12 protein-coding genes are annotated in these 11,142 nt (G+C 73.1%); 6 read left to right on the forward strand and 6 right to left on the reverse strand.

The genetic code is table 11. The features are described from left to right. The gene (locus BM041_RS08265; RefSeq protein ID WP_092958991.1) at positions 1–981 is read right to left on the reverse strand and encodes an NAD(P)-dependent alcohol dehydrogenase; all 981 of its coding nucleotides are present in this window, start codon (positions 979–981) and stop codon (positions 1–3) included. Between the two features lie 90 nt (positions 982–1,071). On the opposite strand from BM041_RS08265, the gene BM041_RS08270 reads away from it, so the two are divergent. Further along, on the forward strand, positions 1,072–2,001 hold the full coding sequence (locus tag BM041_RS08270) for a LysR family transcriptional regulator (RefSeq protein ID WP_092958269.1): 930 nt from the start codon (positions 1,072–1,074) through the stop codon (positions 1,999–2,001). Here the strand turns inward: BM041_RS08270 and BM041_RS08275 are convergent. The 3 genes from BM041_RS08275 to BM041_RS08285 all read right to left on the reverse strand — a co-directional run bounded on the left by BM041_RS08275 (position 1,988) and on the right by BM041_RS08285 (position 5,366). Next, positions 1,988–2,986 (reverse strand): tripartite tricarboxylate transporter substrate binding protein, encoded by a 999-nt coding sequence (locus BM041_RS08275; RefSeq protein WP_092958271.1) that lies wholly within the window; start codon positions 2,984–2,986, stop codon positions 1,988–1,990. The two genes, BM041_RS08270 and BM041_RS08275, sit on opposite strands and share 14 nt — an antisense overlap. Positions 2,987–3,113: 127 nt before the next feature. Beyond that, on the reverse strand, positions 3,114–4,115 hold the full coding sequence (locus BM041_RS08280) for a Bug family tripartite tricarboxylate transporter substrate binding protein (protein ID WP_092958273.1): 1,002 nt from the start codon (positions 4,113–4,115) through the stop codon (positions 3,114–3,116). A gap of 81 nt (positions 4,116–4,196) precedes the next feature. Continuing rightward, positions 4,197–5,366: a diaminopropionate ammonia-lyase gene (locus BM041_RS08285; protein ID WP_092958275.1), complete on the reverse strand. Its 1,170-nt coding sequence runs from the start codon at positions 5,364–5,366 to the stop codon at positions 4,197–4,199. 69 nt (positions 5,367–5,435) lie between these two features. Between BM041_RS08285 and denD the strand changes: the two genes are divergently transcribed. Continuing rightward, positions 5,436–6,422, forward strand: coding sequence for a D-erythronate dehydrogenase (gene denD, locus BM041_RS08290; protein WP_092958277.1), 987 nt, complete (start codon positions 5,436–5,438; stop codon positions 6,420–6,422). Here the strand turns inward: denD and BM041_RS08295 are convergent. Beyond that, complete coding sequence (locus BM041_RS08295) at positions 6,342–6,854, reverse strand: hypothetical protein (RefSeq protein ID WP_092958279.1); 513 nt, start codon at positions 6,852–6,854, stop codon at positions 6,342–6,344. The genes denD and BM041_RS08295 overlap by 81 nt on opposite strands. Positions 6,855–7,032: 178 nt before the next feature. Between BM041_RS08295 and BM041_RS08300 the strand changes: the two genes are divergently transcribed. From BM041_RS08300 to BM041_RS08315, 4 genes are all read left to right on the forward strand, one after another. After that, complete coding sequence (locus tag BM041_RS08300; RefSeq protein ID WP_092958281.1) at positions 7,033–8,007, forward strand: tripartite tricarboxylate transporter substrate binding protein; 975 nt, start codon at positions 7,033–7,035, stop codon at positions 8,005–8,007. An 86-nt stretch (positions 8,008–8,093) separates the two neighbouring features. Beyond that, positions 8,094–8,765, forward strand: coding sequence for a hypothetical protein (locus tag BM041_RS08305; protein ID WP_092958283.1), 672 nt, complete (start codon positions 8,094–8,096; stop codon positions 8,763–8,765). Positions 8,766–8,843: 78 nt separating this feature from the next. Continuing rightward, positions 8,844–9,923, forward strand: coding sequence for a WD40/YVTN/BNR-like repeat-containing protein (locus BM041_RS08310; protein ID WP_092958285.1), 1,080 nt, complete (start codon positions 8,844–8,846; stop codon positions 9,921–9,923). Next, positions 9,920–10,186 (forward strand): MoaD/ThiS family protein, encoded by a 267-nt coding sequence (locus tag BM041_RS08315; protein ID WP_092958287.1) that lies wholly within the window; start codon positions 9,920–9,922, stop codon positions 10,184–10,186. The genes BM041_RS08310 and BM041_RS08315 overlap by 4 nt, the downstream gene beginning before the upstream one ends. Here the strand turns inward: BM041_RS08315 and BM041_RS08320 are convergent, their stop codons facing one another. Next, positions 10,187–11,122 (reverse strand): SLAC1 family transporter, encoded by a 936-nt coding sequence (locus BM041_RS08320; protein ID WP_245762009.1) that lies wholly within the window; start codon positions 11,120–11,122, stop codon positions 10,187–10,189. Positions 11,123–11,142: the final 20 nt, after the last annotated feature.

Here is an 11,142-nt window from a genome sequence, read left to right on the forward strand (position 1 = left end):
TTAACCCGGAACCGGATCGAGCGTCAGCACCAGCGCCCCACGCTTGCGCCCCGCATCGACATGGCGATGCGCCTGCACCACCGCCTCCAGCGGCAGCACGCGGTCGATGACCGGAAGCAGCCTCCCGGCCTCCGCCAGATCCCGCAGGAAGCGGAGATCGGCCGCCCCACCACCGGCGAAGCCGCACACCACCCGCCTTCCCGGCCACAGCGCCGTCAGCAGCATCCAGGCGATGCCTGCCGCGCCGAAGGACAGCAGCACGTGCCGCCCGCGCGGCGCCAGAAGCCGCCGGAATCGCGCGGGATCGCCCGCACCGGCCGTGTCGAGGATCACGTCGTAGCGCCCCTCCTCCCGGCCCGGATCCCACACGGCGCGATCCTGCACGACCGTGGCGCCAAGCGACCGCACCAGATCGATATTGGCCGCGCTGCAGACGGCCGCGACCTCGGCGCCGAGGTGACGGCCAAGCTGGACCGCGCAGGCGCCAACGGCCCCCGCCGCGCCGATCACCAGCATCCGCTCGCCCGGCACGATCCGGGCGATGTCCCGCAGGAAGATCAGCGCCGATAGCCCGCCAAAGGGCAGCGCGGCGGCCTCGATGTCGGACAGCCCGGCGGGCGCCGGCGCCACGGCGGACTCCTCCGCCACCGTCAGCCATTCGGCATGGGCGCCCACCGACGCCAGGCCGAAGACCCGGTCCCCCGGCCGGAACCGCGTGACCGCATCGCCCACCGCCTCCACCATCCCGGCGAATTCCATCCCGGTCACCGGCCGCCGCGGCCGCCACAGGCCGATCGCCAGCCGCAGCGGCAGCCAGAACAGGGCCGGGCAGCGAAAGCCCCGGATGCGCGCATCGCCGGAGGTCACGGTGGTCGCCACGACGCGCACCAGCAGGTCGCGCGCGCCGGGGACCGGGCGCGGCAGATCCTCGATCCGCAGGATTTCGGGCGGGCCGTATCGGCGGCAGGTCACGGCACGCATCGGCGCCTCCATTGTCAGGGAAGCCCGGTCTATCCATGCGCGCAGTCAGCAGGAATTGGCGGGACCTGCCTGGTTGCCATACAAGAGTGCATGGATTGGCACGCCGCCCGCCTGGACTGGAACCACCTCCGCGCCTTCCTCGCCACGGCGGAGGCCGGATCGCTCTCCGCCGCCGCCCGCCAGCTCGGCCTCACCCAGCCCACGCTCGGCCGCCAGGTGACGGCGCTGGAGGGCGAACTCGGCGTCGTGCTGTTCGAACGTGCGGGCCGGGGCCTGGTGCTGACGCCGACGGGGCGGGACCTGCTGGACCATGTCCGCCCGATGGCGGACGCCGCCGCGCGGCTCGCGCTGGTCGCCACCGGGCGGTCCCAGGCGATCGAGGGCGCCATCCGCATCACCGCGACCGAGGCCTGCGCCGCGCATATGCTGCCGCCATTGGTCACGCGGCTGCGCGCGGCGCATCCCGGCATCACGGTGGAGATGCTGGCCACCAACCGCACCGCGGATCTGCTGCGGCGGGAAGCGGACATCGCCATCCGCAACTTCGCGTCCCGCGACGGCGACCTTATCGTGCGGAAGGTAGGGGAGGATCGGGGTCGCCCCTACGCCACCCCCGCCGTGATCGAGCGCCTGGGCCGGCCGGCCAGCCTGGCGGACCTCGCCGCCGCCGATTTCGTCGGCTTCGGCGACCCGGATGATTTCATCGACGGCCTGCGCGGCTTCGGCATCAACCTGTCGCGCCGCCAAATCCCGGTCGTGGTGGACAGCTACCTGGTCCATTGGGCGCTGGTCAGGCAGGGCGCCGGGATCGGCTTCATCACAGAAGCGGTGGGCGATGCCGAACCGGCGGTGCGGCGCGTGCTGCCCGATGCCGCGCCGATCGTCTTTCCCGTCTGGCTGGCGACGCACCGCGAATTGCACACCAGCCGGCGCATCCGCGTGGTCTTCGACCTGCTCGCGGAAGAACTGGGGGCGATGCTGGGCACCGCCCCCGGGGCCGGGGCCCTCAGTTCGCCGTGATGTTCGCCGCGCGCACCAGCGGCTCCCACACCGCGATCTCGCTGCGCAGATAGGCCGCGGCGGAAGCGGGGGTGCTTTCCGGCACAAGCTGCATGGCCAGTTCCGTCAGCCGTGTCTGCACCGCAGGCACCGCGACGGCCTGCGCCACCGCGCGGCTGATGGCATCCACCACCGGCGCCGGGGTGCCGCTGCGCACCATCACCATGTGCCAGGTATAGGCCTCATACCCCGCGACCCCCTGCTCGATGATCGTCGGGATGTTGGGCGCCAGCGGCGAACGCTGCCGCGTGCTGATGCCCAGCGCCCGCAACTCGCCGGACCGGGCATAGGGCAGCGCGGAGGCCGCGATGTCGAAGATCATCGGGATGCGGCCGGACAGCACATCCGGCATGGCGGCGGAGGACCCGCGGAAGGGCACATGGTTCACCCGCAGCCCGCCGGCCGCGTGCATGAACAGTTCCGTCGCCAGATGCACCGCGCCGCCGTTGCCGGAGGAAGCGTAGTCATACTTCCCGGGATTGGCGCGGATCACCTCGATGAACTCACGCAGGTTGGTGGCGGGGAAGCTGTTGTGCACCAGCAGGATGACCGGCACCTGGCCCACCAGCGACACTGGCGTGAAATCCGCGATCGGGTCGAAGGGCAGGCGCGGGAACATGGCCCGCGTCACCGCATGGGCGACCGTGGTGTAGAGGATAGTGTGCCCGTCCTGCGGACCCTTGGCGACCGCGTCGGTCCCGACCACCACGCCGGACCCCGTGCGGTTTTCCACCACCACGCGCTGCGGCAACTGCTTCGACATCTCCTCCGCCAGCAGGCGGGCGGGCACGTCGGTCGGCCCGCCGGCGGCGAAGGGCACCACCATGCGGATCGGCTGGTTCGGCCAGGCTGCGCCCTGCGCCCGCGCGCTGCCGGCGCCGATCGCCGGGGCGGCCAGCGCGGAAAGGGCAAGCAGATGGCGGCGGCGAATGGTCGCGATGGTCATCGACGAAGTCTCCCTTGGGCCTTGTGGTGGCCGTTTCAGTCCTGGACTGGACCAATGATGGGGAGACTTGGCGCGCGCGGCAACCGCCGATGTCCCGTCGCGCGGGACATCGGCGGCGCGGCGCGGGTCAATCCACGCGGATATTCGCCTCCCGGATCAGGCCTTCCCACTTCACCGTCTCCCGCCGCAGCCAGTCGGCGGCGGAAGCGGGCGTGCTGTCGCTGACCAGCCGCATCGCCAGGTCCGACAGGCGCCGCTGCACCCCGGCATCGGCCGCCACGCGGTTGAAGGCCTGGTTGACCGCCGCGATCACCGGCTCCGGCGTGCCGGAGGGCGCCATGACCATGTGCCAGGTATAGGCCTCGAGCCCCGGGAACCCGGCCTCCGCCGTGGTCGGCACGTCGGGCAGCTGGGGCAGGCGCCGGCTGTCCATCACCGCCAGGCCGCGCGTCTCGCCCCGCTGGACATAGGGCACGGCGGAGGTCGCGACATCGACGATCAGCGGGATGGTGCCGTTCAGCACATCGGGCATCGCGGCGGCGGTGCCGCGATAGGGGATGTGGTTCCCCCGCACGCCCATCTGCCGCAGCAGCAATTCCGTCGCCAGGTGCAGCGCGCCGCCATTGCCGGAGGAAGCGTAGTCGATCCCGCCGCGCTCCGCCCGGCCGCGCTGCTGCAATTCCTGCAGCGTCCGCGCCGGGAAATCCTTGCCCACGGTGACGATCATGGGGATCACGCCGACCAGCGCCACCGGCACCAGATCCGCCTGCGGGTCGAAGGGCAGGCGCGGGAAAAGCGCCCGCAGGGAGGCATGGGCGACGGTGGTGTAGAGCAGCGTCTGCCCGTCCTTCGGCGCCTTGGCGACCACGTCGGTGCCGACCACCACGCCCGCGCCGGTGCGGTTCTCGACGATCACGCGCTGCGGCAGCGCCTTGCTGATCTCCTCCGCGAAGAGGCGCGCGGGGATGTCGGTCGGCCCGCCGGCCGCGAAGGGCACCACCAGGCGGACAGGCTGGTTCGGCCAGGCGCCCTGCGCCAGGGCCGGGGAGGCCAAGGGGAAGGCCAGGGTGGAAGCGAGGGGGGCGGTCAGCGCGGCAGCGCCGGCGCCCAGCAGGTGGCGTCGAAGCATGGGACGATTCTCCAGGACTGGCCCCGCCAGCGCGTCAGCACCGCGCGGGTTCCGTGCCTCTGCCGTCCCGGACCTTCCGGGTCAATCATCCAGTCGGGTCAGGCTCTCGTAGAGTTCAGGGTCCGTCGCACCCTCCGTCCCGAACAGCAGCACCCGGCTCTGCGCGTCCAGGCCCAGGATGGCGCGGGACATCGGATCGGCCGCCGCCAGCAGCAGCGCCGCCAGCCCCGCCACGGCGCTTTCCCCGGCGACCACCCCGGGCGACCGGCGGGCCAGCAGCCTCATGCAATCGACCGCGCTTTCATCCGGCACGGCCATGAAGGCGAAGGCGCCGCGCTCCAGCTCCTGCCAGGCCAGCAGGCTCGGCTCCCCGCAGGCGAGCCCGGCCATCAGCGTGTCCAGGTCACCGGGCACGGAGACCGCCTCCCCCGCCTCCGCGCTCGCCAACAGGCAGGCGGCCTTCTCCGGCTCCGCCACGATCACCCTCGGGCCCGCGCCGTAGCGGGCGCGGACCTGGATCGTTACCGCCGCCGCCAGCCCGCCGACGCCGCCCTGGATGAAGACATGGGTGGGCGCATCGCCCGTCCACTGGTCCGCGGCTTCATCGGCCATGACGCGATAGCCCTGCATCACGTCCCGCGGCACCTCCGTATAGCCTTCGTAGGAGGTGTCGGAGACGACGAACCAGGCCTCCCGCTCCGCGGTATGGGCGGCCGCGCGCACCGCGTCGTCATAGGTGCCGGGCACCACCCGGATATCCGCGCCATACCTGGCGATGGCGTCGCGCCGGCCCTGGCTGACGGTCTCATGCACGAAGATCACGCAGCGGCAGCCGAAGCGCTGCGCGCCCCAGGCCACGGACCGGCCATGGTTGCCATCCGTGGCGCAGGTCACGGTGATGCCCTGCGTCGCCTCCCGATGCGCACCGGCCGCCAGCTCGGCGGAGGTCGCGGCATTGGTCACGCCCCGCCGCGCCAGTTCCGTCACCAGCAGCCGCAGCACCGCATAGGCCCCGCCCAGCGCCTTGAAGCTGCCGAGCCCGAATCGCGGCCCCTCATCCTTCCACTGCACCGACGCCACCCGCGCCGCCTTCGCCACATCCTCCAGCGCCAGCAGCGGTGTCGCCGCATAGCCGTCCCAGGACGCGATTTCCGCGCGCGCCCGCCGGAAACCGCCGTCCGGCAACACGACGACACCCGGCGTGCCATGGCGGCGGTTGAGGAGGAGGCGGTAGGTGCGTTCTGGGATCATGGTGCCCCCACCTTGGCGCGGCGGCGCGGGGGCGGCAACGTGCGCCCGGCAATCAATGCGGGGGCGACAATGCAGGTCACGATCCTGGGCGGCGGGGGGTTCCTCGGCCGGAAGCTGGCGGCGCGCTTTGCCGCCGATGGCGCCATCGGCGGCAAGCCCATTACCGGCCTGACGCTGTTCGACCTGAACCAGCCCGCGCCGCTGGACGCCCCCTTCCCCGTCCGCTGCCTGGCGGGCGACGTGGCCGACACCGCCACGCTGAAAGCCGCCATCCCCCCCGGCACCGCCATCGTCATCCACCTGGCGGCCGTGGTCAGCGCGGCGGCGGAGGCCGATTACGACCTCGGCATCCGCGTCAACATCACCGGCACCCAGGCCCTGATCGACGCCTGCCGCGCCCTGCCCGCGCCGCCCCGCGTGGTCTTCACCTCCTCCGTCGCCTCCTTCGATGGCGGCCAGGATGCGATGGTGCCGGATGAGGGCCGCCAGCTTCCCACCAACAGCTACGGCGCCCAGAAGGCGATCGGGGAGCTGCTGCTGGCGGATGCCACGCGCCGCGGCTTCCTCGATGTGGTCTCGATCCGCCTGCCGACGGTCATGGTCCGCCCCGGCCGCCCCAATCGCGCGGCCAGTTCCTTCGTCTCCGCCGTGGTGCGCGAACCGCTCCTCGGCCTGCCCGCCCAGTTCCCGGTGCCGGAGGATTTCCGGGTCTGGGTCTGCTCCCCCCGCCGAGCGGTGGATTGGCTGGCCCACGCCGCGGGGATGGACACGGCGCCGCTCGGCCGCGACCGCGGCATCAACCCGCCCGGCATCTCCGCCACCATCGGCGAGATGCTGGACGCCCTGGCCGCCGTCGCCGGGCCCGAGGCGCGCGCGCTGGCGAAGCGCGTGCCGGATGCCGAAGTGGAGGCGATCGTCGCCGGCTGGCCCGCCGCCTTCGCGGCCACCCGCGCCCCCGGTCTGGGCTTCGTCCGATCAGAATCGCTGGAGGATCTGGTGCGCGCCTTCATCGCGGATGACCTGGACGCCACCCGCCGCGACCGCGGGATGGCCTGACAGCAACGGCGCCGCCTCCGCCTCCGCCTCCGCCGCCGGCACCGGCACCACGCAGAAGGGAACGCTGATCGCGGCGCGCAGGGCCGGCACGGCGGCAAGCGCCGCCTGGGCCTGCGTGGCGACCGCCGCGCCGGCGGGCACCAGCCGGGCCTCGCGCGGCGGGATCACCACGGGCTCTGCCGCCGGCTCCTCCACCCCCGGCAGGGCGATGGCGGCCAGCACCGCCGCCGGCCAGGGATAGGGGTTCCGCACGCGCAGCCGGTATTCCACCTGGCCGGCGCGGGCATCCACCCGCGCGTCGACGGCCTCCGCCACCAGGTGCCCCGCCTTCGCGAAAGGCCCGACCCGGCAGGGCAAGGGAGTCTGCGCCTGCGCGGGCGCGGCGGCGGCCAGCAGGGCCAGGCAGGCGATCCGGAAGGCGGGGCGGGGCATGGCGTCACCTCGATGAACGCGCCCGGTATGCCGCAGCGCATCCCCGCCCGGCCAAGACGCGGTTCCTCTCGCCGCCATCGGCGATGCCTTTGGCTGGTGCTGGCCAGCCCGGTTCGCGCCCTTGCCGCACCCCCCGCCAGCCCGCCATGCTGGCCCCAAGACCCAGGGAGGAACCACCATGACCACCCGCCGCGCCCTGCTGGGCGCCGCCACCGGCACTGCCGCGCTGCTCGCCGCGCCCCGCATCGCCCTTGCCGCCTGGCCCGCCGACCGGGCGATCGAGGTCATCGTCCCCTTCCCCCCCGGCGGCGGCGTGGACAACATGGTCCGCCCCATCATCCACTTCGTGCAGCCCCGCCTGCCCGGCGCCCGCTTCGCCGTGGTGAACCGCGCCGGCGCCGCCGGGCAGCTGGGCTTCGAGGCCAATTTCAACGCCGCGCCCGATGGCTACACGCTGGGTGCCGTCACCAATACCGCGATGCACGCCATCGCCGTGGAACGCCGCCCCCGTTACCGGCCGGAGGATTTCACCTATATCGCCAATGTGGTGGACGACCCCGGCGGCTTCTGGGTGCGCGCCGACAGCCCCTGGCGGACCCTGGCCGATGTCCAGGCCGCCGCCCGCCGCAACCCGGAGGGCATCGGCGTCGGCACCGCCGGCATCGGCAGCGACGACCACCTGCTGCAGCTGGGGTTCGAGGAAGCGGCGGGCTGCCGCCTGCTGCATGTCCCCTACAACGGCACCGCCCCCGTCATGCGCGACGTCCTCGGCGGATCACTCCCCATCGGCAGCCTGAACATGAGCGAGGGCCTGCAGATGCTGCGGGAGGGCCGCATGCGCTGCCTCGGCCAGGGTGGCCCCACGCGCTGGGCCCCGACCGGGGAGGTTCCGACCTTCCGCGAGCAGGGCTTCGACGTGCTGGGCGGCTCCGCCCGCGGCATCGCCGGCCCGCCCGGCATGCCGGCCGAGATCGTGGAACGCCTGCGCACCGCCTTCCGGGAGGCGCTGTCCGACCCCGCCATGATCGCCGACGCCGAACGCACCGGCATGCCGCTGCGCCCCCTGATCGGGGAGGACTACAAGCGCATGATGGCGGAGGATTTCGCGGCCATCCGCGGGCTCTGGCAACGGCGCCCCTGGCGGGAGGGATAGCGGCCCGCGGCGGATGCCGCGGAGTCGCATCGATCGCCTGCCGATCCGTGTGATAGCCCTGCGGCATCATGCCCGGACCAACATTGATGCCGCGTGGCCGCATCCTCGCCTGCCTCCTCCTCCTCGCGGCCTGCACAACGCCGGGCACGTCCCAGCCCGTGACGGGCGCGGAGGCCCCGCGGGCGGCGGCCGCGCCTGCGGGCGACACGGTCGCCAGCCTCGCGGCCTCTCCCGAGCATCGCCGCCGCCTGGAAGCGGCGGCCCGCCGCAGCGCCATCGGCTATGGCTGCACCAACGCGCAGCCGGGCCAGGCCGAAGCCGCCCTGCCCTGGCGTCCCCCCGTTGCGCCCTACATGCTGAACGACCGCCCGGTGCGGCATTCCTGGATCCAGGCGATCGCCGTGCAGGGCTGCCCCGGCTTCGACCGCGTCGTGACCATCACCTCCGTGGCGGATAACGGCACCGCCGCGACGGACACCTACATCATCGGCGGCAGCCAGGTGGATCCGTGGCTGGCGCGGGATGTCCTCAGCCAGGCCGTCAGGCCCATGGCGCGCACGCGCTTTCCCGGATGCGACCGCGTCGCCGTCGCCGGCACGCGGGTGACCCGCCAGCCCACCGCCAACCGCGCGGCGGGATGGGCGGAGGCATGGACCCTGTCGGGCTGCGGCCAGCGGCGCGACATCATGCTCACCTTCAAGCCCACCCCGACCGGCACGGATTTCACGGCCAGCGACCCGCGCACCACGACCCTGTGAGGCCGCCCGCCCGGGCTTGACCCGGCCCTGGCCGGCGCCCTCACGATTAACCATATGGTTAATCGTGAGGGCGCCGCCATGGCTGCACGCCTCTTCCTGCTCCTCGGCACGCGCAAGGGCGCCTTCATCCTGGAGGGTGATGCCGGGCGGGAGGCCTGGTCGCTGCGCGGCCCCTTCTGCGAGGCCTGGCCGATCAACCACGTGATCGGCGATGCCGCCACCGGCCGCATCTTCGCGGGCGGCGGCAATGAGTGGTTCGGCCCCGCCGTCTGGCAATCCGAGGATCTCGGCGCGAGTTGGACCCATTCCAGCCAGGGCCTGGCCCATCCCGAGGGCGAGGCGCCGGTGAAGGCCGTATGGAGCCTGGCATTGGCGCATGGCGCGCTGCATGTGGGCGTGGAGCCCGCGAGCCTGTTCCGCAGCGACGATGGCGGCCAGTCCTTCACGCCCCTGCCCGCGCTGCGGGAGCACCCGTCCCGCCCGCATTGGCAGCCCGGCGGCGGCGGGCTGATCCTGCACCACATCGTCCCGCACCCGCAGGACCCCGCCAGCCTCCACGTGGCGATCTCCGCCGCCGGCGTCTTCCACACCGCCGATGGCGGGCAGAGCTGGGAGCCCCGCAACCGCGGCACCCGCCAGGACTACGCGCCGGAGGACCAGCGCTACCCGGAGGTCGGGCAATGCGTGCACAGCCTGGTCATGGCCGCCGGCAACCCCGACCTGCTCTACCAGCAGAACCATTGCGGCATGTACCGCTCGACGGATGCGGGCCTGCACTGGACCAGCATCGAGGCCGGCCTGCCCTCCACCTTCGGCTTCCCCGCCGCCGCGCATCCGCGGGATCCCGATACGGTCTTCCTGCTGCCGCTGAACGGCGACACCGCCGGGCGCTTCATGCCCGACGCCTCCGCCGCCGTGTGGCGAAGCCGCGACCGCGGGGAGAACTGGCAGGCGCTCCGCACCGGCCTGCCCCAGGGCAACGCCTTCTTCGGCGTGTTGCGCCAGGCCATGGCGGTGGATCGGCTCGACCCCGCCGGGGTGTATTTCGGCACCGGCAGCGGGGAGGTCTATGCCAGCGCGGATGAGGGCGAGACCTGGCGCTGCATCGCCCGCCACCTGCCCACCATCACCTCCGTGGAGACGATGGTGCTGCCGTGACGGTCGCCGTCACCATCCCCGCGGCGCTGGCGCGCCTCTTCCCCGGCGCGCCGCGGCATTTCGACCTGGACGCCGCGACGGTGGCGGCGGCGATCGAGGCGCTGGACGCGCGACACCCCGGCATGGCCGACCGCATCCGCGACAGCACCCCGGCCATCCGCCGCCACCTCAACATTTTCGTCAGCGGCGAGAAGGCCGGCCTGGCCACGCACCTGCCCCCGGGCAGCGAGATGCTGGTGATGACGGCGATCAGCGGCGGGTGATCAGTGGCTCTCGGCGCGGAAGAACACCCCCGCCTTCGCCGCCATGGCCGTGCGCCACGCCACATAGCCCGTGATGCCCGTGGCGATGCCCAGCGCCACCCAGCACAGCAACGGATGAAAACCCTCCACCATCACCAGGATTGCGAAGGCGGCGGCGGGAAAGGTGAAGCTCCACCAGACGATGCTGAAGGGCAGCGCCGCGAAATGCCGCGCCATGGAAACCAGCACCGCCGCGATCAGCACCGCGAGCCCCGTCAGCGCCAGGCTTGCCCCGCCCGCCTCCCCCGTCAGCGCCACCAGCGCCAGCGCGCCCACGGCCGGCGGCGCCAGGAAGATCGCGACGGAGGGCAGCAGGGCCGCCGGCAGCTTCGGCCCCGCAAAGAAGCGATGCAGCAGCAGCGGCATCATGACCAGCCACAGCAGCAGGCCCACGCCGAACATCATCCAGGACGCGTCGATGAACCCCATCCGCGCGCCGAGCGCCGGGGCCAGGATGTTGCCGACGAAGGGGATCAGCAGCGGCGGCGCCAGCATCGCCGCATCCGCCCGCCCGAGCAGCACGCGGCGCAGCAGCAGCATGGCCACCAGCAGGTGCAGCGGCACCGCCAGCGCCCACAACGCCGCGCCCAGCCGCGGCGCGTAGGGCCAGGCCGCGGCGGCGGTGATCATCAGCCCGATGGTGGGTGCCGCCAGGAAGGCCAGCCGCACCGGGTTCGCCGCTTCCTGCGCGAAGGCATCGGGATGCCGCCACCAGCGCCACCCCTGCGCGCCCACAATCACCGCCCAGACCAGCACGGTCAGCGCCAGCAGCGCCTCCCCCACCGCGCCCGTGATGTCGAGCGTCATCGCGGCCTGCCGCCAGGCCAGCCCGACCCCGCCGAGCCCCATCGGCATGGCCAGCAGCGGCAGCGGCAGGAAGGCCAGCGTCGGTGCCATCGTCGCCACGGGATCGATCT

This window comes from Falsiroseomonas stagni DSM 19981 (assembly GCF_900114315.1).
Lineage (GTDB): Bacteria > Pseudomonadota > Alphaproteobacteria > Acetobacterales > Acetobacteraceae > Falsiroseomonas > Falsiroseomonas stagni.